Annotated in this window: 28 protein-coding genes; 10 read left to right on the top strand and 18 right to left on the bottom strand. The window is 74.2% G+C overall.

What is annotated here, in order from left to right:
• The 3 genes from ACFUEL_RS09710 to ACFUEL_RS09700 form a co-directional block, all read left to right on the top strand.
• On the top strand, window positions 1-986 hold a 986-nt coding region (locus tag ACFUEL_RS09710), incomplete at its 5' end, for a hypothetical protein (protein WP_380235523.1).
• 79 nt (window positions 987-1,065) lie between these two features.
• Window positions 1,066-1,455: a roadblock/LC7 domain-containing protein gene (locus tag ACFUEL_RS09705; protein ID WP_344552770.1), complete on the top strand. Its 390-nt coding sequence runs from the start codon at window positions 1,066-1,068 to the stop codon at window positions 1,453-1,455.
• Window positions 1,456-1,571: 116 nt separating this feature from the next.
• Complete coding sequence (locus ACFUEL_RS09700) at window positions 1,572-1,946, top strand: hypothetical protein (protein ID WP_014139762.1); 375 nt, start codon at window positions 1,572-1,574, stop codon at window positions 1,944-1,946.
• A gap of 33 nt (window positions 1,947-1,979) precedes the next feature.
• Here the strand turns inward: ACFUEL_RS09700 and ACFUEL_RS09695 are convergent, their stop codons facing one another.
• The 6 genes from ACFUEL_RS09695 to ACFUEL_RS09670 form a co-directional block, all read right to left on the bottom strand.
• The gene (locus ACFUEL_RS09695) at window positions 1,980-3,263 is read right to left on the bottom strand and encodes a hypothetical protein (protein ID WP_380235522.1); all 1,284 of its coding nucleotides are present in this window, start codon (window positions 3,261-3,263) and stop codon (window positions 1,980-1,982) included.
• A 634-nt stretch (window positions 3,264-3,897) separates the two neighbouring features.
• Window positions 3,898-4,914 (bottom strand): ABC transporter ATP-binding protein, encoded by a 1,017-nt coding sequence (locus ACFUEL_RS09690; protein WP_380235521.1) that lies wholly within the window; start codon window positions 4,912-4,914, stop codon window positions 3,898-3,900.
• Window positions 4,911-5,897: an ABC transporter ATP-binding protein gene (locus tag ACFUEL_RS09685; protein ID WP_380235520.1), complete on the bottom strand. Its 987-nt coding sequence runs from the start codon at window positions 5,895-5,897 to the stop codon at window positions 4,911-4,913. The genes ACFUEL_RS09690 and ACFUEL_RS09685 overlap by 4 nt, the downstream gene beginning before the upstream one ends.
• Window positions 5,894-6,883: an ABC transporter permease gene (locus ACFUEL_RS09680; RefSeq protein ID WP_380235519.1), complete on the bottom strand. Its 990-nt coding sequence runs from the start codon at window positions 6,881-6,883 to the stop codon at window positions 5,894-5,896. Before ACFUEL_RS09680 ends, ACFUEL_RS09685 begins: the two co-directional genes overlap by 4 nt.
• Window positions 6,880-7,848, bottom strand: a complete 969-nt coding sequence (locus tag ACFUEL_RS09675; protein ID WP_380235518.1) for an ABC transporter permease — start codon at window positions 7,846-7,848, stop codon at window positions 6,880-6,882. The genes ACFUEL_RS09680 and ACFUEL_RS09675 overlap by 4 nt, the downstream gene beginning before the upstream one ends.
• Before the next feature lie 16 nt (window positions 7,849-7,864).
• A complete protein-coding gene (locus ACFUEL_RS09670; RefSeq protein WP_380235517.1) occupies window positions 7,865-9,607 on the bottom strand; it encodes an ABC transporter substrate-binding protein in 1,743 nt (580 codons plus the stop codon).
• Window positions 9,608-9,852: 245 nt separating this feature from the next.
• Between ACFUEL_RS09670 and ACFUEL_RS09665 the strand changes: the two genes are divergently transcribed.
• Window positions 9,853-11,298: an aminopeptidase P family protein gene (locus ACFUEL_RS09665; protein WP_380235516.1), complete on the top strand. Its 1,446-nt coding sequence runs from the start codon at window positions 9,853-9,855 to the stop codon at window positions 11,296-11,298.
• 226 nt (window positions 11,299-11,524) lie between these two features.
• On the opposite strand, the gene ACFUEL_RS09660 is transcribed toward ACFUEL_RS09665, so the two are convergent.
• Window positions 11,525-12,559, bottom strand: coding sequence for a nitronate monooxygenase (locus tag ACFUEL_RS09660; protein WP_380235515.1), 1,035 nt, complete (start codon window positions 12,557-12,559; stop codon window positions 11,525-11,527).
• Window positions 12,560-12,647: 88 nt separating this feature from the next.
• Between ACFUEL_RS09660 and ACFUEL_RS09655 the strand changes: the two genes are divergently transcribed.
• From ACFUEL_RS09655 to ACFUEL_RS09645, 3 genes are all read left to right on the top strand, one after another.
• Window positions 12,648-13,172, top strand: coding sequence for a hypothetical protein (locus tag ACFUEL_RS09655; RefSeq protein WP_380235514.1), 525 nt, complete (start codon window positions 12,648-12,650; stop codon window positions 13,170-13,172).
• Window positions 13,169-13,672, top strand: a complete 504-nt coding sequence (locus ACFUEL_RS09650; RefSeq protein WP_380235513.1) for a hypothetical protein — start codon at window positions 13,169-13,171, stop codon at window positions 13,670-13,672. The genes ACFUEL_RS09655 and ACFUEL_RS09650 overlap by 4 nt, the downstream gene beginning before the upstream one ends.
• A 101-nt stretch (window positions 13,673-13,773) precedes the next feature.
• Window positions 13,774-14,247 (top strand): carboxymuconolactone decarboxylase family protein, encoded by a 474-nt coding sequence (locus ACFUEL_RS09645; RefSeq protein ID WP_380235512.1) that lies wholly within the window; start codon window positions 13,774-13,776, stop codon window positions 14,245-14,247.
• A 100-nt stretch (window positions 14,248-14,347) separates the two neighbouring features.
• Here the strand turns inward: ACFUEL_RS09645 and ACFUEL_RS09640 are convergent, their stop codons facing one another.
• From ACFUEL_RS09640 to ACFUEL_RS09630, 3 genes are all read right to left on the bottom strand, one after another.
• Entirely contained in the window at window positions 14,348-14,524 is a 177-nt protein-coding gene (locus ACFUEL_RS09640) for a hypothetical protein (RefSeq protein WP_380235511.1), read from the bottom strand.
• A gap of 205 nt (window positions 14,525-14,729) precedes the next feature.
• Entirely contained in the window at window positions 14,730-15,437 is a 708-nt protein-coding gene (locus tag ACFUEL_RS09635) for a TetR/AcrR family transcriptional regulator (protein WP_380235510.1), read from the bottom strand.
• Between the two features lie 23 nt (window positions 15,438-15,460).
• Entirely contained in the window at window positions 15,461-15,952 is a 492-nt protein-coding gene (locus ACFUEL_RS09630) for a hypothetical protein (protein ID WP_380235509.1), read from the bottom strand.
• A gap of 47 nt (window positions 15,953-15,999) precedes the next feature.
• Between ACFUEL_RS09630 and ACFUEL_RS09625 the strand changes: the two genes are divergently transcribed.
• Window positions 16,000-16,449 (top strand): hypothetical protein, encoded by a 450-nt coding sequence (locus tag ACFUEL_RS09625; protein ID WP_380235508.1) that lies wholly within the window; start codon window positions 16,000-16,002, stop codon window positions 16,447-16,449.
• On the opposite strand, the gene ACFUEL_RS09620 is transcribed toward ACFUEL_RS09625, so the two are convergent.
• From ACFUEL_RS09620 to ACFUEL_RS09585, 8 genes are all read right to left on the bottom strand, one after another.
• Window positions 16,446-16,940 carry a hypothetical protein gene (locus tag ACFUEL_RS09620; protein ID WP_380235506.1) on the bottom strand — a complete coding sequence of 165 codons (495 nt, stop codon included), beginning with the start codon at window positions 16,938-16,940 and terminating at the stop codon, window positions 16,446-16,448. The genes ACFUEL_RS09625 and ACFUEL_RS09620 overlap by 4 nt on opposite strands.
• Window positions 16,941-16,978: 38 nt before the next feature.
• Window positions 16,979-17,881 carry a helix-turn-helix domain-containing protein gene (locus tag ACFUEL_RS09615; RefSeq protein ID WP_380235505.1) on the bottom strand — a complete coding sequence of 301 codons (903 nt, stop codon included), beginning with the start codon at window positions 17,879-17,881 and terminating at the stop codon, window positions 16,979-16,981.
• A 98-nt stretch (window positions 17,882-17,979) separates the two neighbouring features.
• Window positions 17,980-19,023, bottom strand: a complete 1,044-nt coding sequence (locus ACFUEL_RS09610) for a hypothetical protein (protein WP_380235504.1) — start codon at window positions 19,021-19,023, stop codon at window positions 17,980-17,982.
• A gap of 66 nt (window positions 19,024-19,089) precedes the next feature.
• Window positions 19,090-20,073, bottom strand: coding sequence for a hypothetical protein (locus tag ACFUEL_RS09605; RefSeq protein ID WP_380235503.1), 984 nt, complete (start codon window positions 20,071-20,073; stop codon window positions 19,090-19,092).
• Window positions 20,074-20,192: 119 nt separating this feature from the next.
• A complete protein-coding gene (locus ACFUEL_RS09600) occupies window positions 20,193-21,152 on the bottom strand; it encodes a hypothetical protein (protein ID WP_380235502.1) in 960 nt (319 codons plus the stop codon).
• A 180-nt stretch (window positions 21,153-21,332) separates the two neighbouring features.
• Entirely contained in the window at window positions 21,333-22,055 is a 723-nt protein-coding gene (locus ACFUEL_RS09595; protein ID WP_380235501.1) for a hypothetical protein, read from the bottom strand.
• 257 nt (window positions 22,056-22,312) lie between these two features.
• Entirely contained in the window at window positions 22,313-22,957 is a 645-nt protein-coding gene (locus ACFUEL_RS09590) for a response regulator (protein ID WP_380235500.1), read from the bottom strand.
• Window positions 22,954-24,360: a sensor histidine kinase gene (locus ACFUEL_RS09585; RefSeq protein ID WP_380235499.1), complete on the bottom strand. Its 1,407-nt coding sequence runs from the start codon at window positions 24,358-24,360 to the stop codon at window positions 22,954-22,956. Before ACFUEL_RS09585 ends, ACFUEL_RS09590 begins: the two co-directional genes overlap by 4 nt.
• Before the next feature lie 179 nt (window positions 24,361-24,539).
• Here ACFUEL_RS09585 and ACFUEL_RS09580 point away from each other — a divergent pair, with 179 nt between their 5' ends.
• Both ACFUEL_RS09580 and ACFUEL_RS09575 read left to right on the top strand, forming a co-directional pair.
• The gene (locus ACFUEL_RS09580; protein ID WP_380235498.1) at window positions 24,540-25,595 is read left to right on the top strand and encodes an FtsX-like permease family protein; all 1,056 of its coding nucleotides are present in this window, start codon (window positions 24,540-24,542) and stop codon (window positions 25,593-25,595) included.
• Between the two features lie 38 nt (window positions 25,596-25,633).
• Entirely contained in the window at window positions 25,634-26,344 is a 711-nt protein-coding gene (locus ACFUEL_RS09575) for an ABC transporter ATP-binding protein (RefSeq protein WP_380235497.1), read from the top strand.
• The last annotated feature ends 90 nt before the right edge of the window (window positions 26,345-26,434 follow it).

Raw genomic sequence — 26,434 nt, 5'->3', positions numbered from 1 at the left:
CGGCCGAGCCCGTCCCCGCCGAGACCGTCACCCCCGGGCCGATCGGCGCCGAAACCCTCGCCCCCGGTCCGGTCGGCGCCGGAACCTCCGCCGGAACCTCCGACACGCCCCCCGCCCCGGCCCCCCGCGCGCGGCGGGCCCACGCCGCCCCGCTCCCCCGGCGCCGGCGCTCCAGCTGCGCGCCCGCCACCACCTTCGAGGCCGCGCTGACCGACCTCGCCGCGGACGGCTCCACCGGCGCCCTGCACGGCCCCGGCGGCGCGGTGCACCTGGCGGGCGGCCTGGTGGTGCACGCCGAGGCGCCGGGCGCCGCGACCGTCGGCCACCTGCTGACCGGCTCCGGGCGGATCACCGTACGCCAGTGGGAGGAGAGCCTGCTGCCGGGCGCCGGGCGGCTCGCCGAGCAGCTGCTGGGCAGCGGCCTGGTCGGCGCGGGCGAGCTCGAACTCGCCCGGCTGGCCGCCACCCTGGACGGCGCGCAGGAGGCGCTGGCCCAGCACGACGGGGAGCTGCGCTTCGACCCGGCCGCCGTCCCGGTGTTCCGGCTGGCCCGCCCGCTGTCGGTGCTGGAGCTGCGCGGCGCGATCGGCCGCCGCCGCTCGCTGCTGGACGGCTGCTGGCCGTCCGCCGAGCTGGACCGCGCCCCGCTGCGGGCCACCGGCGCCGCCCCGACCCGTCGCACCGCGGTGCCGCGCCGCCGCCGGCAGGCGCTGCTGGCCGCGGCCGACGGCACCCGTACCGCGCCCGAGCTGGCCCGGCTGCTGGGGCGCTCCACCTACGGCACGCTGCTGGACGTCCGGCAGTTGGCCGCCGCGGGGCTGCTGACCGCCCCCCGGCCGGCCGCCGTCCCCGACCCGCCCCCGGCCGCCGTGCCGCAAGCCGCGCCGCCGGACGTGCTGTTGCCGCCCGGCCCGCGCTCCTACGACTCCTCGGACCCGGAGGTGGGCCTGCTGCTCCGACTACGCGCTGCCCTGGAGGCCCTGTGACCGCCCCGCTCGCCCGCCCCGTCCCGCCGACCGAGTCATGAAGCGGACCTTTCGACAACTGACCGCGAGGAGGACCCCCGTGCTGCCGGAGGCCGAGGTGCAGGCCGAACTGCAGGGCCTGCGGGCGAGGATCCCGCACCTGACCGGTTCGCTGGTGGCGACCATCGACGGACTGGTGGTGGCGCACGACGCGTCCGCGCTGGAGGCGGAGAGCGTGGCCGCGCTGACCGCCGCGGCGCTCGGCGTGGGCTCCCGGCTCACCGAGGCGACCGGGCAGGGCGCCTTCCGGGAGCTGATCACCCGCGGCGAGCGCGGCTACACCGCGACGTACGCGGCCGGGGCGTACACCGTGCTGACCCTGCTGGCCGGTTCGCAGGCCAACGTGGGGCGGCTGCACCTGGAGGCCCGCCGGGCCGGGGCCCGGATAGCGGCCCTGGCCGACGCCGACCTCGACCGGACGACCTTCTGACCGCCCGCCCGTCCCCCTCCCTGGCCCCTGACGCTCATCTCATCCCGCAACAAACCCGTCGCGCCAAAGACTTGACGGGTCGTCAATTCCTTTCACGGAAGAGGTACTTGGAAAAAATGGCTGCTGTGGAAACCGCGCTGAAGGACATCATGAGCGCGATCGAGGGCACCATCGGTGTCGCCCTGGTCGACTACAACAGCGGAATGGCGCTGGGCACCATCGGCGGCGGGTCCGACCTGGACCTCAACGTCGCGGCCGCGGGCAACACCGACGTGGTGCGGGCCAAGCTGCGCGCGATGGAGCTGCTGAACCTGAACGAGGCGATCGAGGACATCCTGATCAGCCTCTCCACCCAGTACCACCTGATCCGGCCGCTGACCTCGCGCACCGGCAAGGGCCTGTTCCTGTACCTGGCGCTGGACCGCAACCGGGCCAACCTGGCGATGGCCCGGCACCAGCTGAAGAAGGTCGAGGCCGACCTGGAGGTGTGATCCTCCGAAGCCGGCCCCGGCCGGCGGCGGTTGCTACCTGCGCAGGGTAAGCAGACCCCCGGTGGGGACGCGGACGGACAGCTCCGTCCCTCCGACCGGGGTCTGCGCCCGGGCGACGGTGCCGCCCAGGCAGTCCTGCACCAGCAGGTCGACGGTGCCGGGCGCGCGGTCGAACTCGATCCGCACCAGGGTGTCCTGGTCGGCGTTGGCGACCAGCAGCAGTTCCCACTCGCCGCGGGCCCACAGCGGCAGCGGCGCGTAGCGGCCGAAGGCCAGCCGGGCGCCGTCCCGGGCCTCGATCACCGGATAGGCCAACTCGGGCCGGTGCGGCCGCAGTTCGCTGCGCTGGAGCAGGTCGCGGTGCTCCTTCATGACGCTCAGCCAGAACGCCAGGGCGGTCAGCTGGTCGGCGTCCTGGGCGGCGAGGTCGACGGAGACCTGGGCGGTGGCGAACAGCACCGACTGGAGCAGGACGGCGATCTGCTCGGGGCTCTCCTGCGGGTGCCAGGTCAGCGGGTCGGCGTGCACGGCGAGCGGTCCGGCGGTGAGCCGCAGGTCGGCGGTGCGGACGCGGTTCTCGACGGCGCTGTGCGGGCAGTCGGCGGCCCGGACCATGGTGGCGTAGGGCCACAGGCCGGGGCCCGTGTAGTCCTGGCGGTGCTCGACCAGGACGTCGGGGCGGGTGGCGCGCAGCCGGGCGTCGAGTTCGGCCAGCAGTTTCTGCACGCCCTCCGCGACGGTGGCGCAGTCGGCTTCCGGGGAGGCGGCGCCGGGCACGGTGTCGGGTGCGACGCCGGGTGCGGGCTCGCGGGCGAAGGTGTCGACGAAGTCGACCTTGAGGCCGTCGACACCGTGCTGTTCGACCGCGGCGGCGAGCCGTTCGACCTGGTGGGCGCGGACGGTGGCGCTGCGCGGGTCGAGCAGGAAGGTCTCCAGCAGCGGCAGGTGGGTGAGGGTGTGCCCCTCGAGCCGCTTCGCGGCGGCGCTGCGGTCGCCGGCGAACGGGATCGCGTGCCAGAGCAGGTAGCTGAGGCCGAGGGCCTGGATCCGGCGGACGTGTCCGGCGAAGTCGGGGAAGTCCTGGGGGCGGGCTGCCAGTCGCCGGTGGTGGCGTAGGAGCGGGTGCGTTCGTCGGTCTGCCAGCCGTCGTCGACGATCAGCGTGCGGAAGCCGAGCGGGGCGGCGAGTGCGGCGAGCCGTTCGACGTCGGCGGAGGTCATCGCCAGGTGCAGCGCGTACCAGGTGCAGAACACCGGCTCGAAGGCGCGGTCGGGGACGGGCCGGACGGGGGCGAGGGCGGCCCACCAGGCGGCGCACTCCCGTACGGTGTCGGCGAAGTGGCGTCCGCTCAGGTCGAGGCGCAGCGCGGTGTGCGGGCCGTCCTGTTCGATCCACCAGCTGTAGCGGCCGGTCTCCTCGACGGCGCCCTCGCCGATGGTGACGGGGCGGACGGGTTCGCCGACCGCGAAGGTGCACAGGGCGCTGTCGCCGGGGCCGACCAGGCTGCCGACGGGTGCGCCCTTGGGCAGTGAGGCTTCCCGGGGCCGGGCCCAACTCGGGGGCAGCCAGCGGGTGTCGGTGTTCGGGGTCCAGTAGCCGGTGGCGCCGGTGCAGGGCAGCTGCCATTCGATCCGCAGCCGGGCGTCCGGAGCGTCGGTGCCGGCCTCGACCAGCAGGACGCCGGGGGCGTCCGGTGCGGTGACGGTGACGGCCGGGGCGGTGTCGCTGCCGATGGCGGTGACCCGCAGGGCGAGCGGTCCGGCGTCGACGGTGCGGGAGGTCTCGGTGCGGCCGGACGGCAGTGCGGAGCCGTCCCAGGACAGTGCGGCGGTTCCTTGCACGGGGCGGTGGTTCCTTTCACGGGGTGGTCCCGCCCCGGCCGGCCGCGGAAGCGGTCGGCCGGCCGGTCGGGGCGGGCGTTTCGGTGCGGGTGCGGCGGGCCGTGCCGGGGCTACGCCTCGGGGAAGTGGCAGGCCGCCTGGCGGCCCGGGGTGGTGAGGGTGAGCAGGGGCGCCTCGGTCCGGCAGACGTCCCGGGCCTTGGGGCAGCGGGGGTGGAAGGTGCAGCCGCTGGGCGGGTTGGCGGGGCTGGGCGGGTCGCCGAGCAGGACGATCCGTTCGCGGGTGCGTTCGGCGGCCGGGTCGGGCAGCGGGACGGCGGACAGCAGCGCCTTGGTGTAGGGGTGCGCGGGGTGGTCGTAGACCTGCTGCTTGTCGCCGATCTCGACGATCCGGCCGAGGTACATGACGGCGACCCGGTGGCTGATGTGCTTGACCACGGCGAGGTCGTGCGCGATGAACACGTAGGCGACGCCGAGTTCGCGCTGGAGGCGTTCCATCAGGCCGACGATCTGGGCCTGGATGGAGACGTCGAGGGCGGAGACGGGTTCGTCGGCGACGACGAGTCCGGGGCGGGTGGCGAGGGCGCGGGCGATGCCGATGCGCTGGGCCTGGCCGCCGGAGAACTGGTGCGGGTAGCGCTCGAGGTGTTCGGGGGCGAGGCCGACCAACTGGACCAGGTCGCGAACCTCGGCCCGGGTCTTCGCCCTGGACGCGCCCTGGGCGCGCAGCGGGGCGGCGATGATCTGCTGGACGGTCTGCCGCGGGTTGAGCGAGGCGAACGGGTCCTGGAAGATCATCTGGAACTCGCTGCGCAGCGGCCGCAGTCGGTGCTGCGAGGTCCGGGTGATGTCCTTCCCGCGGAAGCTGACGCGGCCGGCGGTCGGGTCGAGCAGCCGCACCAGCATCCGTCCGGTGGTGGACTTGCCGCAGCCGGACTCGCCGACCAGGCCGAGCGTCTCGCCGGGGCGGACGTCGAAGCTGACGCCGTCGACGGCGCGGATGCCGGCGCGGCGGCGGAGGGTGCCGCGCGGGCCGGGGAAGGTCATGCCGAGGTCGCGGACGCTGAGCAGGGCTTCGGGCGCTCCGGAGTCGGCGGCGTCGGCGATCGGGGCGGTCTCGGTGGTCATGCGGTCACCTCGTCGAGGACGCACGCGCTGCGGTGGCCGTCGGCGACGGTGCGCAGCGGCGGGCGCTCGCCCGTGCAGCGGGCGTCGGGCTCGGCCGCGTAGACGGCGCAGCGCGGGTGGAAGGCGCAGCCGGCGGGCGGGGCGAGCAGGGAGGGCGGGCTGCCGGGGATGGAGCGCAGTTCGGCGCCGTCCCCGGCGTCGAGGCGGGGCAGCGAGTCGAGCAGGCCGCGGGTGTAGGGGTGCCGGGGGGTGGTGAAGAGGGCGTCGGCGGGGGCCTGTTCGGCGGCGGATCCGCCGTACATGACGAGGACGTCGTCGGCGACCCGGGCGATGACGCCGAGGTCGTGGGTGATCATGACGATGCCGAGTCCGCGTTCCTGCTGGAGGCGCATCAGGAGTTCGAGCACCTGGGCCTGGACGGTGACGTCGAGGGCGGTGGTGGGTTCGTCGGCGATGACCAGGTCGGGTTCGCAGGACAGCGCGAGGGCGATCATGGCGCGCTGGCGCATGCCGCCGGAGAACTGGTGCGGGTACTCGTCGGCCCGGCGGGCGGGTTCGGGGATGCCGACGTCGCCGAGGACGTCGACGGCGCGGGCCAGGGCGGCCTTGCGGCTGCCGCCGAAGTGCTCGCGGTACGCCTCGGCGATCTGGTCGCCGACGGTGAAGTAGGGGTGCAGGGCGGTGAGGGCGTCCTGGAACACCATCGCCATCCTGCGGCCGCGGAGCCTGCGCAGTTGTTCGGCGGGGGCGCCGATGAGTTCGGTGCCGTCGAGCCGGGCGGAGCCGGTGACGGTGGCGCCGCGGTGCAGGCCCATGACGGCCAGCGAGGTGACGGACTTGCCGGAGCCGGACTCGCCGACGATGCCGAGGGTGCGGCCGCGTTCGACGGTGAAGTCGACGCCCCTGACGGCTCGTACGGTGCCTTCCTCGGTGGTGAACTCGACGGCGAGGTCGCGCACGTCGAGCAGCGGGTGGGAGGTCATGACAGCCTCGCCCTCGGGTCGATCCAGGCGTAGACGAGGTCCACGACCAGGTTGGAGCTGACGATGAAGAAGGAGGCGAGCAGGGTGATGCCCATGATCACCGGCTGGTCGGCCTTGTTGAGGGAGTCGGCGAAGAGCTTGCCGATGCCGGGGAGGCTGAACAGCGATTCGGTGATGAGCGCGCCGGCCAGCAGTCCGCCGAGGTCCATGCCGAGCATGGTGGCGACGGGGGTGAGGGCGGGGCGCAGTCCGTGCCGGCCGACGACCCGGCGTTCGCGCAGGCCCTTGGCGCGGGCGGTGCGGACGTACGGTTCGGCCATCGTCTCGATGACGGAGTTGCGGGTCATCCGGGCGTAGATGGCGGCGTACAGCAGGGAGAGCGCGATCCACGGGAGGATCAGGTTGGTGACCCAGCCGGCCGGGTCCTCGCCGAAGGCGATGTAGCGCGGGTAGGGGAGGATCCCGGCGACGGTGACGACCAGGTAGAGCAGGATCATCGCGGTGAAGTAGACCGGCAGGGCGGCGATGCCGATGGTGCCGATCATCAGGGTGCGGTCGAGCCAGGTGCCCCGGCGCAGCGCGGAGACGACGCCGGCGCCGACGCCGAGGACGAGCCAGAGCACGGCCGCGCCGACGGCGAGCGAGACGCTGGTGGGCAGCCGGTCCGTCATCAGGTCCCAGACGGGCTGGGCGGACTGGAAGGAGTACCCGAAGCAGGGGAAGTCGCACTGGACGGCGTACTGGCCGGTGCCGTAGGAGCGGCCGGCGAAGATCGCGGTGACGTAGTGCCAGAACTGGACGGTCAGGGGGTCGGCCAGTCCGAGCTGCTGCCGGACGAGTTCGATCCGGTCGGCGGAGCAGTCCTTGCCGCAGAACTGGGCGGCCGGGTCGCTGGGCAGCAGGTAGAAGACGGCGAAGGTGAGGGCGCAGACCGCGAGCAGGGTGGCGGCCATCGCGAGGACGCGCCGCAGCAGGAATCCGATCACGTCCGGCTGCCCTTCGGGTCGAGGGCGTCCCGAAGGGCGTCGCCGACCAGGGTGAAGGCCAGGACCACCAGGAACAGGCAGGCGCTGGGCAGGATGAAGAACATCGGGTCGACCTTGTAGTAGAGCACCGCGTCGGAGATCATCTGGCCCCAGGAGGGCGTGGGCGGGCGGATGCCCACGCCGAGGAAGGACAGCGCCGCCTCGGTGCCGATCAGGCCGGGGACGGCGAGGGTGACGTAGACGATGACGGTGCCGGTGAGGTTGGGCAGGATCTCGCCGAACAGGATCCGGCGGTTGGTGGTGCCGCTGGCGCGGGCGGCCTCGACGTACTCGCGGTGCTTGAGCGAGAGGGTCTGGCCGCGCACCACGCGGGCGATGTAGGGCCAGGAGAACAGCGACATCACGCCGATGAGCAGGACGACGCGGTTGACGTCGCGGGCGACCGAGAGCAGCGCGATCATGAAGATCAGGCTGGGGAAGGACATCATGATGTCCATGAACCGGCTGATCACGGTGTCCACGCGGCCGCCGAAGTAGCCGGCGGTGATGCCCAGGACGGTGCCGATCAGGGTGATCAGCAGGGCGGAGACGAAGGCGACCAGCAGGCTGATCTGGGCGCCGTAGAGCAGCCGGGCGAAGATGTCGCGGCCGAGCATCGGCTCGACGCCGAGCCAGTGTTCGGGGCTGATGCCGCCGAGGGAGCCGCGGGGCAGGCCGCCGAGGTAGGGGTCGACCGCCTTCTTGTCGATGGCGTCCGGGCCGGTGCCGCTGATCGCGGTGAGCACCGGGGCGAGGAGGGCCGCCAGGACGAAGAAGGCAATGATGGCGGCGCCGGTCCTGGCGGCGCGCCGGCGGCGCAGGCGGTGCAGGGCGAGGGCCCAGGGGGAGGCGGGGGCGGCGGGTGCCTCGGGGGCGTCCGGGGCCCCCGCTCCCCCGGTCGGGGCCGGGGTGAGCGGGGTGGTCATGTGGGGAACTCCCGCCTTACTTCACGGACTTGAGGCCGATGGTCGCGTAGTCGAGCTGCGCGGACCAGATCGGCGAGCCGAAGGCGCCGGCGATGTTGGAGCCGACCAGCAGCGGCTTCTTCTGCCACACCAGCGGGACGGCGGGCGAGGCGTCCATGATCTTGGCGTCCAGGGCGAGCCAGGCGGCGTTGGCCTGCTGGAGGTCGGCCAGGCCGGCGATCCGGTCGAGTTCGGCGTTGACCTCGGGGTCGTTGAACCGGGTCATGTTGCCGTTGTTGCCCTTGTCGCGGATCTGGCGGCCGTCGTAGATCATCGGCAGGAAGGTGGCCGCCGACGGGTAGTCCGGGCACCAGCCGAGCTGGGCCAGGCCGGGCTGCTTGTCCTTGTCGCCGACGATGGAGTTGACGGCGGTGGGGTCGACGGTGGTGATGGTGACGTTCACGCCGACCCGCTTGAGGGCGGCCTGAATCGCCTCGGCCTGCTGCTTGCCGCCGGTGGAGGTGACCATCTCGGTGTCGAAGCCGTTCGGGAGGCCGGCCTCGGCGAGCAGCTGCTTGGCCCTGTCCGGGTCGCCCGCGGGCTTGGTCATGAAGTGGTCGACCGGGGCGCCGTTGGTGAGGGCCGGCGGCAGGTAGGTGGTGGCGATGTCGTTGAACGCCGGGCCGCCCATCGCGGCGGCGAAGGACTCCTTGTCCACCGCGTACTGCATGGCCTGGCGCACCTTGGCGTTGTCGAACGGCGCCTTGGTGGTGTTCATGTCGAGCATGGTGGTGCAGCCGCCGTTCTCGCTGACCAGGCGCTTCTTGACGTCCGGGTCGGTGAGCACCTCGGACATCTTGGCGGGCAGCAGGTCGACGTACGAGACGGCGTTCTTGTCGTCGCCCTGGTCGGCGATCAGGCGGTCGGCGATGCCGGTGCCCTTGAGGGTCTGGTCGACGACGATCCTGTCCGGGTACGCCTTGCGCACCGGGTCGCTGTTCGGGTCCCAGTTGGTGTTGCGGACCAGCACCATGCGCTTGCCGCGGTCGTAGCTCTCGATCTTGTACGGGCCGGAGGAGACCGGGTGGTTGGAGTAGTTGGCGCCGGTCTCCTTCGCCACCGGGACGGGCGAGAAGGTCGGCAGGGTGACGGTCTGGCCGAACTCGGCGACCGGGCGCTTGAGGTGGAAGACGATGGTCTTCGCGTCCGGGACCTCGATGGAGTCCTTGCCCAGGTGCTCGCCGCCCAGCGGGCCCCGGTAGCCGTCGACGCCGGCCAGGTAGCGGGCCGCGTAGTCGGGGCCGCCGGCCAGTTCGGCGGAGAACGAGCGCTCGACGTTGTACTTGATGTCCTCGGCGACGATCGGGGTGCCGTCCTCGTACTTGAGGCCGTCCTTCAGGTGGAAGGTCCAGGTCTTGGCGCCGTCGCTGGGGGTGCCGAGGTCGGTGGCCAGGTCGGGCTCGATCTTGAGGCCCTCGGCGCCGGGGGCCGCCCTGAAGGTGGTCAGGGTGCGGTAGAGCAGCCGGACGCCGACGTCCATGACCGGCATGGTCCAGTTGCGGGCCGGGTCGAGCTGGTCGAAGTCCTGGTTGGACAGGACGGTGAGGGTGCCGCCCTTCACCGGCGTGCCGCCGACGATGCCGTCGCCCTGGGTGGTCACGCCCTGCTGGTCGCCGCTGCCGTTGTCGCCGCCGCCGCTGTTGCTGCTGCACGCACCGAGGCCGAGGGTGAGGGATGCCGCGATGGCCGCCGCCAGGGCGGCGTGGGAACGCCTGTTCATGTGCAACTCCGGGAATGGGGGCCGGTCTGCCGTTCAACGGGGGATCTGTGCCGCCCGGGGTCTGGCCCGCTCTGAGGTGTGACCCGTAACATAGTAATGTGAAATTGCACTGCGCAACGAGGGGGCACGACTGTTATCGACCCGTGTCATTGCCCCGCGTCATTGCGGCGCCCGCCCCGCGGTGCGAGTCCGTTTCCCGCCAAGCACGCCGTCCCGGCTCAACCAGGTCAGAGGAGCACCCGACGATGGCCGACCAGCCCACCCTGAACACCGGCAGCCACGACCTCCCGGTCACCCCCGCACTGGAGGCGTACATGGCCGGCCAGTGGGCCGCCACCCCGCTGCCCGCCGACGAGCGCGTCCCCGGCTACGCCCACTTCCCGGCCCGCCGCGCCAAGCTCGCCGCCGCCTTCCCCGGCGAGCGCCTGCTCGTCCCCGCCGGCCGGTTGAAGGTCCGCAGCAACGACTGCGACCACCGCTTCCGCCCCGACAGCGCCTACGCCCACCTCACCGGCCTGACCGGCGAGGAGCAGGTCGGCCACGTCCTGGTGGTCGAACCCGACGGCGAACCCGTCCTCCACCTGCGCCCCCGCTCCGACCGCTCCGGCGGCTCCGCCGAGTTCTACCGAGACCGCCGCTACGGCGAGTTCTGGGTCGGCCGGCGCGCCGACCTCGCCGAGGCCGCCCGGCTCACCGGCCTGCGCACCGCCCACCTCGACGACCTGCCCGAGCTGTTCACCGGCTCCGTCCCCACCCGCCTGCTGGCCGGCGTCGACCCGGTCCTCGACGCGCTGGCCGGCCGGCCCTCCCCCGAACACGCCCTGCCCGACGGCCGGTTCGCCGCCGCCGTCTCCGAACTGCGCCTGGTCAAGGACGCCTGGGAGATCGAACAGCTCCAACTCTCCGTCGACCACACCACCGCCGGCTTCGCGGACGTCGTGCGCGCCCTGCCCGCCGCCCTGCGCCACCACCGCGGCGAACGCTGGCTGGAGGGCGCCTTCAACCACCGCGCCCGCGCCGAGGGCAACGGCACCGGCTACGAGACCATCGTCGCCTCCGGCGCGCACGCCTGCGTCCTGCACTGGATCCGCAACGACGGCCCACTCGACCCCGGAAAGCTCCTCCTGCTCGACGCCGGCGTGGAGACCGACACCCTCTACACCGCCGACATCACCCGCACCCTCCCGCTCTCCGGCACCTTCACCCCCGCCCAGCGCGACGTCTACGAACTCGTCCTCGCCGCCCAGAGCGCCGGCATCGCCACCCTCCGCCCCGGCGCCTCCTTCCGCGACTTCCACCGCGCCGGCATGCGCGTCATCGCCGAGGGCCTCGCCGAATGGGGCCTCCTCCCGGTCTCCGCCGAAGAAGCCCTCCACGAGGACTCCGGCCTCTACCGCCGCTACACCCTCTGCGGCAGCGGCCACATGCTCGGCCTCGACGTCCACGACTGCGCCAAGGCCCGCGCCGGAACCTACCTGGACGGCGTCCTGGAGGAGGGCATGGTCCTCACCGTCGAACCCGGCCTCTACCTCCAGCCCGACGACCTCACCCTCCCCGCCGAACTCCGCGGCATCGGCGTCCGCATCGAGGACGACCTCGTCATCACCGCCGACGGAGCCCGCCTGATGTCCAACGCCCTCCCCCGCGAGGTCGCCGCCATCGAATCCTGGATGGCCGACCTCCTGAGCTGACCCCCACCAGGGGAACCCGCCACGCCGGACGCCGCCAACCCAGGGACGCGGGGAAACCTGCCGCGCGCCGAACGCTGCGAAACCAGGGGCGCGGGGAACTGCGCGGCCAACCGAGCACGCACAGCAAGATCGCGAAGCAGGACCATCACTTGCACTGTCCCGCGACCACGCTGACGCTCACCTCCCGCCGCGCGCAGTTCCCCGCGCCTCCTCCCGTTCTCCTGCCTCACCCCGCGCGCAGCGCCCGCGCCTCCCGCCACAGCTCCCGGGTGACGTCCGCCGCGCGGCCCTCGCGGGTCTCGCGGTGGGCGGTGCCCGCCCAGAGGTGCATCGCCGTCAGGTCCTCCGCGCGGCTCGCGGCAGCCCTGAGCGGTTGGGTGAGGTGGTGCACCTCCGGGTACGCCGCCGGGGCGTGCCCCTCGTGGCGGTCGGTGAACGCGTTGCGCAGGGCGCGGGCCGGGCGTCCGGTGAAGGCCCGGGTGACGGTGGTGGCGTCGAGTTCGAGCAGGGCCCGGCGGTGCGCGGCCGAGGCCCCGGACTCGTCGGTGCGCAGGTACGCGGTGCCGAGCTGCGCGCCCACCGCCCCCGCGTCGAGGGCGGCGGCGATGGCGGCCCCGCTCCCCAGCCCGCCGGCGGCGATCAGCGGGAGCGGCGTCACTTCCCGTACGGCGGCCAGCAGTTGGAGCAGCGGCAGGGACCCGGGTGTCGCCTCCGCCCGGTGGGTGGCCCGGTGGCCGCCCGCCTCGGGGCCCTGGACGACCAGCGCGTCGAGGCCGAGCGCGGTCGCGGCGCGGGCCTCCTCCGGGCTGGTGACGGTGCCGAGTTGGCGCAGGCCGGCGGCCCGGAGGGCGGCGGCCTCGGCGGGCTCGGGCAGGCCGAAGGTGTACGACACCCACTCGACGCCCCGGGCGGGGCCGTGCAGCAGCGCGTCGAGCTTGGCGTCCCAGTCGTCCCGGTCGGGCGGGATCGCGGCGGGCAGTTCGACGCCCCGGCGCCGCGCCTCGGGCAGCAGCCGCTCCCGGTAGGCGGCGACCGGGCCGGGCGCGGCGGGCGGCCCGGGGACGAACAGGTTGACGCCGAACGGCCGGTCGGTCAACTCCCTGGTCCGGGTGATCTGTTCGATCATCCCGCCGGTGTCGCGGTAGCCCGCGGCGAGGAACCCGAGGCCGCCCGCGCCGTTGACGGCGGCGACCAGTTCGGGGGTGCTCGCTCCGCCCGCCATCGGTGCGGCGACCAGCGGCACCGTCCAGTCGAAGTCCATCGCGTCCTCCTCGAAACCGTTCCGCGCCCCTGCGCGTCCACCCTATGTCCGCGAACCGTCCGTCCGCGGGAAGCGCCCAGGAGGCACAGTGGAGATCGGCCTGCCCGAACAGTTCGGCCCGAAGGCGCGGGCGGCGCTGGTGGGCGCCGCGATGGGGGTGGTGACGCTCCTGGAGCTGTGGGTGGCGGTGCTCTCGGAGCGCAGCTGCGAGTTCGTGGGCTGCCTGACCGACACCGAGGTGTGGCTCCTCCTGTTCGCACCGCCCGGGTTCGTGCTGCTCGGCGGCCTGCTGCTGCGCCTGGTCCGACTGGAACACCCTTGGAGCAGCGCGTTCGTCGCGGGCCTGCTGGCGCTCGTGCTGCTCCCCCCGCTGACCGCGGTCACCCTCGACCTGCCGCACGCCTGGTTGCTGTCGCCCCCGTACCTGACGGTCTGCTTCGTGGCGGCCGCCCGGTTGTGCGGCCGGTTCGCCTCCCGCAGCGCGCGCCTGCTGCTGGCGGCCACCCTGGTCGCGCTCATTCTGGTGGTCTTCCGGCTCCCCTTCCCCCACGATCCGAACCCCGCGCACACCCCCGCGCCGGCCGGCCCACCGGCCGACACCCTCCCCCGGTGAGCGCCCCCGCCTACCGCTACGTCGGCCCGCCGGACATCCGCGCCGCCGCGCGCACCGCACCGCCGGGCACGCCGGTCGGCTCGGCGGCCGAGCTCACCGACTGGCTGGCGCAACAGCCCGACCCGGCCGGCCCGTTCACGTACACGGTCGGGACGGACGGGGTGCTGCGGCTCGCGGACCGGCGCAGCGAGCACGTGGCGTGCGCGGGCGGCGCGGCGGTGCTGGGCGCGGGCGAGGTCGCCTTCGCCGCCGGGCGCCGGGTCGTGGAGGTCTCGAACCTGTCGACCGGCTACTGCCCGGACACCGCGTGCTGGCCGGCCGTCGCGGCGGCGCTGGAGCGGGCCGGGGCGTCGCACCCGGGCGGGTTCACCCATCCGGTGGTGTTCCGGCGGTGCGTCGAGTGCGGGGAGGTTTCCTTGGTGCGGGAGGGTTTCTTCGTGTGCGTCTTCTGCGAGGCGGACCTGCCGGGGCACTGGAACGTCACCCCGCCGCAGCTGTGACCGGCGTCACATCGGCAGCCTGTCACACGGGCGGTCGCGGCGGGGTCAACCTTTCAGAAGCGCGGAACACACCGGCGCTGACCACCAAGGAGTCACCAACAGTGAACGCTCGTCTCAACTACTTCGGCAACCCGCTCGGCGCGAAGTTCCTGAAGTACATCAACTCGGCCGGCCACGCCCTGGGCCTGTCCTCGCTGCCGGCGGTGACCCAGGAGCTGGTGAAGATCCGGGCCAGCCAGATCAACGGCTGCGGCTTCTGCACCGACATGCACACCAAGGACGCCGCGCACGCCGGGGAGACCCAGACCCGGCTGAACCTGATCGCCGCCTGGCGCGAGGCCAACGTCTTCACCGAGGCCGAGCGGGCCGCCCTGGAGCTCACCGAGCAGGGCACCCGGATCGCGGACGCCGCGGGCGGGATCAGCGACGCCGCCTGGGCCGAGGCCGCCAAGCACTACGACGAGGACCAGCTGGCCGCGCTGGTCAGCCTGATCGCGCTGATCAACGCGTACAACCGGATCAACGTGGCCATCCAGCAGCCCGCCGGGGACTACGTCCCGGGCCAGTACTCCTGATCCACCCCGCCGGGTCGCCGGACGCCCAGGCCCCCGCCCCCTCCGGGGCCAGGGCGTCCGCCCCGCCTCTCCCCCTCCCCCCTCACCTCCCCTCCTCCGTTCAGAATCCGCTGCGGCCCCGGAACCAGTAGCCCTCGGGACCGCCGCCGCCCCCGCCGTACACCGCCGTGCAGCACCCGGCGCCCCGGTCGAACGGCGGCACCCGGCCGTCCCCGGCCCGGCGGGTCACCTCCACGGCCCGCGCCGCGCCCGGCCGGTCGGTGCCGAACAGCTCCACCGCCTCGGCCCCTCCACCAGCCGGACCGCACCGGCCCGCACCTCGTCCTCCGGGCCGCACACCGCTTCGACCACGTCGAGCACGCCGTACGTACCGCCCTCCTCCTCCAGCCGGTCCGCGGCGTCGCGTCGGATGCGCCCACGAACTCGCTCCCACCTCACCGCTCCCCTGCCGCACCGCGGCCTCCGCCCTCGCGCTCCCTCCCCTAGCTCCCCGTCCCCTCGCGCACCGCGGCCTCCAATCCGGCCCCCTCCCGTGCGGCGGCCGCCCGCGCGGCCCGGTCGCAGCCGGCCAGCCGCAGCGCCGCGTCGGCGACGGCCGCACCGACCTCCTCGGTGCCGTACCCGCTGCTCTCCGCCCGGCCGCGGACCACCGCCACCCCGCCCTCGACCAGGCCCAGCAGCAGGTCGCAGCGCAGTTCGCGGCCCGGTTCCCCCGGGGCGATCAGGTGCAGCAACTCGCCGTAGGCGGCGCGCAGTTCGGCGCGGGAGCGGCGAAAGCCGGCGAAGCGCTCCCCGCGCACCTCGGGCAGTTGGTAGAGCGCGCCGAGGTTGTACAGGCCGCGGTGCAGCAGTGCGGCGTCGGCGGCGGCGAGCGCCCACAGCCGGGCGGCCGGGTCGAGCGCGGGCCGGGCGAGCAGCGCGGTGGCCAGTTGCAGCGAGGGTTCGACGGTGGACTCCAGCAGGGTGGCGAGGATGTCCTCCTTGCGCGCGAAGTAGTGGTACATCGACGCCTGCCGCAGTCCGGCCCGCTCCGCCACCGCGCGGGTGGTGGTGGCGGCGTACCCGTTCTCCGTGAACAGTTCCGCCGCCGCGGCCAACACCTCTTCGCGCGGGGCCAGTTCGCTCTCCGACGGCCCGAGCGCACGGGGGCGGCCGACCCGCGCGGGCGGGCGGGGGTGCTGGGTGACCATGCCCGGATCCTGTCACACCCCGGTCACCCCCCGGGCGGCCGCTCCGCCTCCGCCGGCCCGGCCGCCAGCTCCGAGGCGGCCTCCCGTACCCGCCGCCCCCACTCCCGGTACGCCGGCGTGCCCGCCTGCGGCCCGCAGCAGTCGCAGTACTCGGCGAGCACCGCGAACAGCCGGTCCTCGGCCCCGCCCCCGAGCGTCTCCGGCCCCGCCCCGACGGCCTCGCAGAACTCCCCGGGGTTGATCGCCCCCGCCTCCAACTGCCCGGCGAGCCGGGCCAGCCGCCAACTCCCGGCCTCCGTCACGTCCGGACAGCGCAGGCCGCTCTCCGCCACGGCCTCCCGCAGCAGCGACTCCAGCTCCGCGACGTCCTCCCGGCGCGCCCGGCCCGCCAGGTCGCAGAGCGCCGCCGAGTCGTACCCGTCGGCCAGCAACTCGGCTGCCGCCATGGGGAGTTCCCCGCTCTCCAGCCAGCCCGAGAAGTACCGCAGCGCGAGCACCCGTACGGCTCCGTCCACTCCCCCACGCCCTCCGCCTGTCAGCACCGGGTGCCAGTATCCCCGGCATGCCCCTGTGCGACTACTTCTCCGCCCCCGACGACGCCGCGGCCCTCGCCGTCCTCGACACCCTCGGCGGCCCCGGCCCCCGGGGCCTGGACACCGTCCCGCTCAAGGGCGTCGACCCGGTGGTCGTGATCGCCCGGCTGGAGGCCGTCCTGACCGGCTGCACCTACCGGGAGGCCGCCGCCCGCCCCCGCGCGGGCCGGGCACTCGCCGTCCCGGACGAGGACGACAGCTCCACCGTCGTCACCCTGACCGACACCCTGGCCGCGGCCCTCGGCACGCTCCCGCCCGCCGACCTCCCCCGCCTCGCCGAGGCGTGGTCCCGGACGGAGGAGCTCCAGGAGTACGGCACCACCCCCGCCGAAGCGGCCGCCGTCCTGCGGGCGCTGGCCGAACTCGCCCGGCGGGCAGGCGAATCCGGCCAGCGCCTGTACTGCTGGTGGGCCCTCTAACCCCGCCGGCCCGCCGACCCTCCGGCCAACTCGGCTGCGGCGGCCCGCAGTTCCTCCTCCCAGCGCCGGTACGACTCCGCTTCCTCCCGGGCCCGTCCGGCCAGGCAGTCACCGCAGCAGGCCCGGCGCAGCACCTCGAGGAAGCCCTGTTCGGCCCCGCCCTCCGCGCTGTTCCCCCACCGCCACCACAGCGCCGCCGTCCCGGCCGGATCGGCGTCCCCCACGTGCAGCCGGACCGCGAGTTCACGCACCGCCCACCGCTCGGCCTGCGCCGACTCCGGTTGTTCGACGCCGAGTTCGTCCATCGCCTGCCGGAGAACCTCCAGCAACTCCGGCTCCGGCTCGCGCCCGCTCCGGCCTGCCAGGTCGCACAGCGCGGGCGAGGCACCACCGACCCCGGCGGCCAGCAACTCGGCCGCCGCCATCGGGAGTTCGGCCGCCGTCAGCCACCCGGCGGCCTGCCGGAGGGCGAGTTCGCGCACCCGCTCCACCGCTCCCCTCCTCTCCCTCTCCCTTTCCCTCCCCCTGCCTACGCCGGGGTCCGGACCACCGGGATCCACAGCTGCGCGGACGACTGCTCCGGGTCGTCGGGGACGGGCCGGACGCGCAGGATCTCCGGGCCCGGCCGGTACTCGTACGGGTTGGAGGGGATCCAGCGGGCCGCGACCTCGGCCCACATCTGCTGCAGTGCCTGCGGGAACGGCCCGGTGTTCTCGAACACCGCCCAACTGCCCGCCGGGCACTCCAACACGTCGAGGTCGTCGGGCAGTTCGGCGGCTCCGCTCACCACCGCGTGATAGTAGTCGAGCAGGCTGCCCTCCGCGAAGCCGGCCGGCCCGTCCAGCCCGGCCGGCCCCTCCTCCGGCAGCCGCAGCGTCGCCGACACCACGCCCTCCGGCTCCTGGTCGGAGAGCGCGACGATCCGCCCCATGGTCTCCGGCGGGACGCTCCGCACGTGCTCGACGATGTGCGGATTGACCCCCTCGTAGATCAACGGGACCCGGGCCTTCTTGCCCACCACCCGAAACGCTTCCTTCTCCACGATGCGGTACCGCATGGTGGCACTCCCTTCGACGACGAGACGGAAGGAGAGCCGGGGCTGCGCGTTCAGCACCGCGCCGCTGCGCCGCGCCTCCCCGGGCCCGACCCCGTGCAGGGCGCGGAACGCCCTGGCGAAGGCTTCCCCCGAGGTGTAGCCGTAGCGCACCGCGACGTCCAGCAGCGACGGTTCCCCGGCGAGCACCTCGGCCGCCGCGACGGTCAGCCGCCGGCGCCGGACGTACTCCGACAGCGGCATCCCCGCCAACGACGAGAACAGCCGCCGGAAGTGGTACTCCGACGTGGCGGTGATCCGGGCCAGCTCGGCCACGTCCAACCGCCGGTCGAGGTGCTCCTCCACGTGGTCCATCGCCTGGTTCAGCCGCTCCAGCACCCCGGCTCCCTTCCGTTTTCCTTGTCTCCGACCCTAGGGAGAGACGCCCCGCCCGCACCCGACATTCCCTGCCCGCTCCGATCGGGTCCCGTACCGGCTCAGGGCAGCACCGGCTCCGCGCACCCGTGCCGCTTCGCGGACTCCCGGGCGAACCCGGCCAGCGCGTCCCGTGCCGTCACGGCGCTGCCCGGCGCCGTCTCGCGCACCAGGTAGAGCGCCTCGCCGCCGGAGCAGGCGGCCGTGGCCCAGCGCAGCTGCCCGGAACTGCCCGGCCCGGCGGCTCCGGCGCCGACGAACGACCGCATCGCGCCCGCGAACGGCGGGTAGGCCGCGGACAGCGTCAGGCCGTACCGCCCACCCTTCCACGGGAGCAGCGTCTCGCACTCTTCGAGCGGTGCGTACGCGTCGGCGGGGACTTCGTCGACCCGCCCCCCGACCCCGGCGCAGGAACCGTCCGGCGTGGCCGCCTCCCTGGCCACCCTGGAACTCGGCCCCACCACGTCTTCGATCCTGTTCCCGGGCGCGGCGCCGCAGCCCCACTGGTCCGAGGCGCGTTCCGCGACTCCGGTCACGAGCCGCCCCGTCCGGGCCCGCTGGGCCGGCGAGTCGAACGGCTCGCCGGTCGTGCTCGCCTCCAGTTCGAACCCGGCCAACTCCACCGAGACGACCAGGTGCTTCCCCGCGGCGGCCCCCGTGCAGGGCAGTGCCACCACCACCATGGGCCGGTACTTCCCGGGCGTCAGCACCCCGGACCACCCCGAGCCGAGCGGTACGACCGGATTGAAGGACCACTGGGTCGACCGCTCCCATCCCATCCGGTCCAGGGCCAGCCTCGCGCCGCTGTCGCCCCAGCTCACCGCGATCCAGGTCGAGCCGTCCGGATCCGGCCCCGTCGCCCAGCACCGCGTGAGCCGCTCCGCCCCCGGCGACTCGACGTGGCCCCGCACCTGCTCCGGACGCCCGTAGAGCTCCCGCAGCGCGGCGCTGTCCACCGTGCCCGCGCACATGGCCCGCAGCTCGATGACCTCCCGCCACCGAGCGCCGCCCTCCCCGAAGTACCACCCCGCCGGCAGCCCCAGCGCCACCAGCACCGCCCCGAACCACGCCAGCTTCCGCCGACGCCCCCCGGCCGACCCGAACATGCCCACGACTCCCCCCGATACCCGAACGATTCCGAAACCCCGCACCGCCACGCTCGCCGGCCCCACTCAGGGCAGCACCGGCTCCGCACACCCGTGCCGCTTCGCCGACTCCCGGGCGAACCCGGCCAGCGCCTCCCGCGGGGTTGTCTCCCCCGGCTCCTCCGTGCCCTGCACCAGGTAGAACGCCTCTCCGCCGGGGCACGCGGCGGTCGCCCACTGGTACCCCCTGTGCTTGGGGGCCCCGGGCCCGTGCGAGTCCCCGGCCAGTCCGATGGCCGGCCGCACCGCGCTGCCGAACGGCGGGTAGAACGCCGACAGCTTCATGCTCGGGTCGTCCGGACGGCGCCGCAGGTAGGTCCGGCACTCCTCGATCGGCGCCTTCGCGTCCGTCGGCCACTCCTGAACCTTGCCCGGCACCCCCGTGCACGTTCCGGACGCCGTCCCCGGTGCTGGTTTGGTCCCCTCCTCCTCGGTAATGAGCCGCTCGATCCGCCCACCGGGCGCGACCCCGCACCCCCACTCGGCGGATGCCCGCTCCGCCACCCGGGCCCCGATCCGCCCGAACCGCGCACGCTGCTCCGGGTCCTGGTCCTCGAAGAACGACCAGTGCTGTCCCCTCAAGGTGACGACCAGTTGCTTTCCCGCACCGGCTCCCCCGCAGGGTACGACCATGACGAGCGTGGGCCCCCCGTGGGGGTCCAACACGCCCGACCACCCGGCGCCGACCGGAACGAGCATGGCGGAGGACGGGTAGTCGCGCCAACCGAGGATGTCCAGGGCGGAAGTGGCGATCTCGTCGCCCCAGCCGATGGAGAAGACGATCTCCCGGGCGCTTCCCGTGGAGAACGCGTCGCAGTACGCGAGTTCGCCCCGCCCCGGCTCCCTGTCGCTGGCGCGGATCATTTCCCCGCTCCGGAACAGCTCCTTCATGTCGGCCGCGCCCACCGTGCCCCGGCACATGGCCCGCAGCTCACGGCCCTCCCGCCACCGCTCGTACCCACCCCCGAAGTACCACCCCGCCGACACCCCCGACACCACCAGCAGCGCCACCCCGCACCACGCCAGCCTCCGCCGACGCCCCCCAGCCGACCCGAACATCCCCACGACTCCCCCGATCCCGAACGATTACGAAACCCCGCACCGCGCACCGCCACGCCCGCCAGCCCCGCTCAGGGCAGCACCGGCTCCGCACACCCGTGCCGCTCCGCCGACTCCCGGGCGAACCCGGCCAGCGCCTCCCGCAGGAACGCTCCGTTGGGCTCCTTGTCCCCCTGCACCAGGTAGAGGGCCTCACCGCCCGGACACGCCGCGGTCGCCCAGATGCGTCTCTCCGCCTCCCCCGGCCCCGAGGAGCCGGGGTCGATCCCGAGGGCCGGCCGTACCGCGGTGCCGAACGGCGGGTAGAAGGCCGACAGCGGCCGGTACCAGCTGTCCGCACTGTCCGACGGGAACGCCCTGCACACCTCGATCGGCGCTTTGCCGTCCGTCGGCCACTCCTGGACGACCCCCGGCACCCCCGCGCACGTCCCGGAGGCCGTCCCCGGTGTCGGCCTGGCCCCGTCCCCCTCCGCCCCGATCCGCTCGATCCGCCCACCGGATACCGCCCCGCACCCCCACTCGACGGACGCCCGTTCCGCCACCCGGGCCCCGATCCGCCCGAACCGCGCACGCTGCTCCGGATCGTCGGCTGCCGGGGAGCCCAGGCTCTGCGAGTGCAGCGAGACGATCAGCGGTTCCGCTCCGCAGGGCACCACCATGACGAGTACGGGCTGCTTCGCGACGACCCGCAGCACTCCCGACCACCCTGCCCCGGTCGGAACCGCCAGGTTGGAAGAGGTGAAGGAGTCGTACCAGCCGAGGCGGCGCAGAGCTTGAGCGGCTTCCTCACCGCTCGGACCGATGTCGACGGAGAAGCCGGAAGGATCCCCCTCCCCGTACACCCAGCAGTGCGCGGACTCGCTCTTCGAGGACGTCATGTCCCTACCGCGGACCCTCTCCCTGGTCCGGAACAGCTCCTTCACCTCGGCGGTGTCCACCGCACCCCGACACATGGCCCGCAGTTCGAGGCCCTCCCGCCACTGCTCGCCCCCACCCCCGAAGTACCACCCCGCCGGCACCCCCAACACCACCGACGCCACCCCGCACCACGCCAACCTCCGCCGAAGCCCCCCGGCCGACCCGAACATGCCCACGACTCCCCCCAATACCCGAATAACTACGCAGCCGACTTGGAACCCCGCAGCCCATGACCCTCCGTCAGCCGGGCGCACCCACCCCACCCGGCCGACGGACAACGGATCGTCGTGCTTCTACGACGGCTCCCCGTTCAGCTGGGACTTCGTCGCCTCGAGCGAGGTGTTCCACCGGTCCAGGGCCGCGGCACCCCCGTTGACCAGGCGCAACTGCTGCTCCTCGGAGGCCCCCGGAGGAATGTCCCGCATGACCTCGTCGTATTTGCGGTTCTCCGCCACCTTCAGCACGGCGAACGCCTCCGGATCCTCGGAGGCGCCACGCATCACCCGGATCAGCGTGCCCCGGTTGACCTCGATGTGCGCCGAGCCGTCCAGGTCCGTGCGCACGGGCTTGTTCTCCGAGCCGTACGGCTGCGAGCCGTCCACCCCGAACGCGGCGTGGGTGTCGTCGACGTAGTCCGCGAGGACGTTGGCCAACGGACGTTCGAGGCCGGGCACCTTCTCGTCGCCCGCAGGAGGAACGACCGCCTCCAGCGCCGCCTCCGCCACCCGGGCCTGGGCCTGGGTGGCGGCGGCTCCCTCCCAGTTGGCCGCCATCGGGTTCCCCACCTGCTGCGCCAGTTGGTCGTGCAGGCCCAGGAAGTTGTTGCGCAACCCTCCCCGGGCTCCGGCCGCCGCGGCGACCTGGTCGTCCCAGCGGATCGAACGGTCCCGCAGGGCGGGGCCGCTGTCCCAGCCGGACAGTGCCACGTATCCGTCGGTGACCTCGTCCTCGGCAGAGCGGCCCGCCGTGACGAAGGAATTCGCGATTTCCCTGGTCGTGCCGAACCAGTTCCGCATTTCGCCCGGATTCACCCGGAGCGTTCCGGCCGGAAGGTCCGGTGCGTGAGCGGCGTTTTCCCCCATGGTTTCCCCCCAGAGGTCGAACGATCAGGCCGTCGTCCACTTCTCCCCCGTAACGGCCCGTTCACGACCCTACCAACGAACGGCCAAGAGCCTCGCAAGAATGCGCCAACAAAACCGCTGCCAGCGCATTTCCCCCCTCCTGCCGAAAAGCGGAGGTTCGCATACCGGGCAAGGTTCGCAAAACATTCCGGTCAGCGCTCGGCGGCGCGAATGATTCCGGCGGACAGACCAGCGGCGATCGCCGAGGTGCGGGAATCCACGCCGAGTTTGTCGTAGACGTGCACCAGGTGGGTCTTGACGGTCGCCTCGCTGATGAAGAGCCTTTTGGAGATCTGCCGGTTGGGCAGTCCCTCGGCGAGGAGCTGCAGGATTTCGGCCTCGCGCGGGGAGAGCGTCGGGCGGCCGGCCCGGACGCGGCCGAGGAGGCGGGCGGCGACCGGCGGGGCGAGGACGGTCTCGCCGCGGGCGGTGGCGTGGACTGCGGCGGCGAGGTCCTCGGGCGGGGCGTCCTTGAGCAGGTAGCCGGTGGCTCCGGCTTCGACGGCGGCGAGGATGTCGGCGTCGGTGGAGTAGGTGGTGAGGACCAGGACGGCGGGCGGGTCGGGCAGCGCGGTGATCCGGCGGGTGGCTTCGACGCCGTGCATGCCGGCGCCCATCTGGAGGTCCATCAGGACGACGTGCGGGCGCTGCTCGGCGGGCAGTTCGGCGAGCAGGGCGAGCGCGGCGGCGCCGTCCGCGGCCTCGCCGACGGCGGTGACCCCGGGCAGTTCCTCGACGATGGTGCGCAGTCCGCGCCGGACCACGGGGTGGTCGTCGACCACCAGGACCCGGATCACCGCCGCACCCCCGCGGACCCAAACCCGAACCCGAACCGCAGCGCCCCGCCCGAACGGCCACCCGCACGGCCGGCCGGCCCGCCCGCCGAGGGACCCGCCGGACGCCCCGGTGGCGGCTCGACCGCACCCGCCCCCGGCGGCTCGACCGCCCGCAGCGGCAGCACCGCGGCGACGGCGGTGCCTTCCCCGGGGGCGGACTCGACGGTGAGGGTGCCACCGAGGGCGGCGATCCGCTCGTGCATGCCGTGCAGCCCGAAGGAGTCGGGGGCGGGCGCGGTGGCGGGGTCGAAGCCGGTGCCGTCGTCGTAGACGTCGAGGGTGACGGCGTCGTCGAGGTAGCCGAGGGTGACGGCGATGTGCGGGGCGGCGGCGTGCCGGACGGCGTTGGCGAGGGCCTCCTGGGTGAGGCGCAGCAGGGCGACCTCGGCTTCGACGGGCAGCGGGTAGGGGTCGCCGTCGCGGTGGAAGGCGGCCGCGGCGCCGTCGGCGAGGCGGCGTAGCGCGTCGGTGAGGGTGGTGCCGTCGAGCGCGGGCGGGGTGAGGGCGTGGACGAAGCGGCGGGCCTCGGCGAGGTTCGCGGAGGCGGTCCGCTCGATCTCGTCCAGCAGCGCCGCAACCTCGGAAGCCCCACCTGCCCCACCTGCCCCACTGGCTCCCACAGCCCCACCGGCCCCACCTGCCCCACCGGCCTCGCGGGCGAGCAGCACGATCCCGGCCAGGCCCTGGGCGAGGGTGTCGTGGATCTCCCGGGCCAGGCGCTGGCGTTCGGCGAGCCGGCCGGCCTCGCGCTGGCTGGCGGCGAGTTCGTCGCGGGTGCGGACCAGGTCGTCGATGAGTCGCTGGCGGGCGCGGCTCTCCCGGTAGAGGGCGGCGTAGCCGTACGCGGTGAGCAGGGCGACGGCGAGGCCGGCCAGCGGGCCGAGGACCTTGGCGGTGGTGAGGCCGCCGGGGGTGGTGCTCTGGGCGGCGACGACGGCGGCGGTGAGCGCGAGGACGGCGGGCAGGGCGAGCCGGGGCGGCAGGGCGTGCAGGCAGACGAAGTACAGCGGGAAGGCGAGGTAGCTGAACTCGGGGTGCTGGAGGGTGAGTCCGATCCACAGGGCGGTGACGGCGAGCAGCCAGACGGCGCCCAGCGGCCGCGACGCGCGGATCCGCCGCAGCGCGCCCCCGGCGGCGTACCCGGCGGCGAGCGCCCCGGCGGTGGCCCAGCCGCCGGGTCCGAGTTCCCCGTCGGCGGCGGCGCGGGCCAGCAGCACGGCGAGCAGGGTGAAGAACAGGCCGTGCACGGCGAGGTTGGCCAGCCGCAGCGCGGGCGTCGGCCCGACCGGGGAGGCGTGCGTGTCGGACGGCGGGACGAGCGGCGGAACGGGCAGCGGAACGGACGGCGGTTCGGTACGGGGCACGCTGTCCGAGGGTACGGGGCGGGCGGGCCCCCGGACGCCGCCCCGGCATCAACCGTTCGATGGATTTCCGGGTGCACCGCTCGAGGGGTGCGCGCTCCCTCCCTCTCCCCGATGTCGGCGGGGTCCGCGCGGGCCAGGCTGGAACCGTCCCGCCGTCCGCCCCGTCCGAGAGGTCTCCCGTGTTCGTCGCTTTGCGTGACATCCGCTTCGCCCGAGGGCGGTTCGCCCTGATGGGCGCGGTGGTCACCCTGATCACGACCCTGGTGGTGTTCCTGTACGGCCTGACCGGCGGTCTGGCCTCGGCGGCGTCCTCGACGATCGCCGGGCTCCCGGTGGACGGCGTGGTGTTCGGCGCCCCGGCGGGCGGGGAGGCGGAGGTGTCGTTCGCGTCCAGCACGGTCTCACCGGGTCAGCGGGAGGCCGTCGCGGCGAGTCCGGGCGCGAAGGCGGTGCACCCGCTGGGCGTGTCGATGTCGCGGTTGACGGCGGACGGCGGCGCGGCCTCGGTGAGCGTGCTGGGCGCCGACGCCCCGCTGCTGCCGCCGCTGGTACGGGGTGCGGCCCCGGCGGACGGCGAGGTCGCGGTGGGGGCCGACACGGCGGCCGCGTACCACCTCGCCCCGGGCAGTGAGGTGACGCTCGGCGCGCAGCGGTTGACGGTCTCGGCGGTCACCGCGCAGCGTTCGCTCTCGCACGCCCCGAGCGTGTGGACCACCCCGTCGACCTGGCAGCTGGTCTCGGGCCAGCGGCAGCCGACGGCGCTGGCGGTGCGCGGCCTGCCGCACGGCCTGCCCGCCGACCTGAAGGCGGTGCCGCTGGACGAGGCGCTGGCGGGCATCAACGGGTACGCGGCCGAGCAGGGCAGCCTGCGGCTGATCCAGGGGTTCCTGTTCGCGGTGAGCGCCCTGGTGGTGGGGGCGTTCTTCACGGTGTGGACGGTGCAGCGCCGCCCGGACATCGCGGTGCTGAAGGCGGTGGGCGCCTCCAGCGGCTACCTGGTGCGCGACGCGCTGGCCCAGGCGGCGGCGGTCCTGCTGGCGGGGGCGCTGCTGGGCGGGGCGCTGGGCGCGGCCGGCGGGGCACTGGCCTCGGCGTCGGTGCCGTTCGACGTGGGCGCCTCGACGGTCGCCGTCCCGGTGGCGGCGATGGTGCTGCTGGGCCTGCTGGGCGCGGCCCTCGCGGTGCGCCGGATCACCGCCGTCGACCCGCTGGCCGCCCTGGGCGCCAACCGATGAACCCCCGTCCCCCCGTCCCCGCTACGGAAGGCCCCGCCGTGACCGCTCCGACCACCGACACCTCCCTGCGCACCGGTCTCGCGCTGCGCGGCGTCACCCTCAGCTACCCGGACGGCGAGCACCGGCTGACCGCCCTGGACGACGTCGAACTGGCCGTCGCGCCGGGCGAGTTCGCGGCCGTCGCGGGCCCGTCCGGCTCCGGCAAGTCCAGTCTGCTGGCGGTCGCCGCGACGCTGCTGCGCCCGGACCGCGGCGAGGTGCTGGTGGACGGCGTGGACGCGGGCGCGCTGGGCGAGCGCGAACGCACCGCGCTGCGCCGCGAGCGCCTGGGCATCGTGTTCCAGCAGTCGAACCTGCTGGCCTCGCTGACCGCCGTGGAGCAGTTGCTCGTCCTGGAGTCGGTGCGCGGCGGCCGCCCGGCGCGGGCCCGGGGCCGGGCCGAGGAGCTGCTGGAGTCGGTCGGCCTGGCGGGCGCCAAGCAGCGCCGCCGCCCGCACCAGCTGTCGGGCGGCGAGCGCCAGCGGGTGAACATCGCCCGCGCCCTGTTCGGCAGCCCGTCGGTGCTGCTGGTGGACGAGCCGACCTCGGCACTGGACCACGAACGCGGCGCGCAGGTGGTCGAGTTGCTCGCCGAGGTGACCCGGACGCACCGCACCGCCACCGTGATGGTCACCCACGACCGCGACCTGCTGGGCCGGGCCGACCGGGTGCTGGAGATGCACGACGGCCGGCTGTCCCGGGCGCGCTAGACGAGTAGTTCCGAAGTCGGTCAGTGGTCGTAGGCGATCAGGGAGCGGGTGACGGGTCGGCCGGTGGTTCGGTTGTGCCAGATCGCGCAC

Source organism: Kitasatospora sp. NPDC057198 (genome assembly GCF_042670125.1).
Classification (GTDB): Bacteria; Actinomycetota; Actinomycetes; order Streptomycetales; family Streptomycetaceae; genus Kitasatospora.
This window is presented reverse-complemented; position numbering and strand designations above follow the sequence as displayed.

What these genes read in the sequence shown, in the direction of transcription:
- ACFUEL_RS09700 (WP_014139762.1), top strand. Translation starts at nt 1,572, where the DNA reads ATGGCTGCTGTGGAAACCGCGCTGAAGGACATCATGAGCGCGATCGAG.
- ACFUEL_RS09690 (WP_380235521.1), bottom strand. Translation starts at nt 4,914, where the DNA reads ATGACCACCGAGACCGCCCCGATCGCCGACGCCGCCGACTCCGGAGCG.
- ACFUEL_RS09685 (WP_380235520.1), bottom strand. Translation starts at nt 5,897, where the DNA reads ATGACCTCCCACCCGCTGCTCGACGTGCGCGACCTCGCCGTCGAGTTC.
- ACFUEL_RS09675 (WP_380235518.1), bottom strand. Translation starts at nt 7,848, where the DNA reads ATGACCACCCCGCTCACCCCGGCCCCGACCGGGGGAGCGGGGGCCCCG.
- ACFUEL_RS09670 (WP_380235517.1), bottom strand. Translation starts at nt 9,607, where the DNA reads ATGAACAGGCGTTCCCACGCCGCCCTGGCGGCGGCCATCGCGGCATCC.
- ACFUEL_RS09665 (WP_380235516.1), top strand. Translation starts at nt 9,853, where the DNA reads ATGGCCGACCAGCCCACCCTGAACACCGGCAGCCACGACCTCCCGGTC.
- ACFUEL_RS09660 (WP_380235515.1), bottom strand. Translation starts at nt 12,559, where the DNA reads ATGGACTTCGACTGGACGGTGCCGCTGGTCGCCGCACCGATGGCGGGC.
- ACFUEL_RS09635 (WP_380235510.1), bottom strand. Translation starts at nt 15,437, where the DNA reads ATGGTCACCCAGCACCCCCGCCCGCCCGCGCGGGTCGGCCGCCCCCGT.
- ACFUEL_RS09625 (WP_380235508.1), top strand. Translation starts at nt 16,000, where the DNA reads ATGCCCCTGTGCGACTACTTCTCCGCCCCCGACGACGCCGCGGCCCTC.
- ACFUEL_RS09610 (WP_380235504.1), bottom strand. Translation starts at nt 19,023, where the DNA reads ATGTTCGGGTCGGCCGGGGGGCGTCGGCGGAAGCTGGCGTGGTTCGGG.
- ACFUEL_RS09595 (WP_380235501.1), bottom strand. Translation starts at nt 22,055, where the DNA reads ATGCGGAACTGGTTCGGCACGACCAGGGAAATCGCGAATTCCTTCGTC.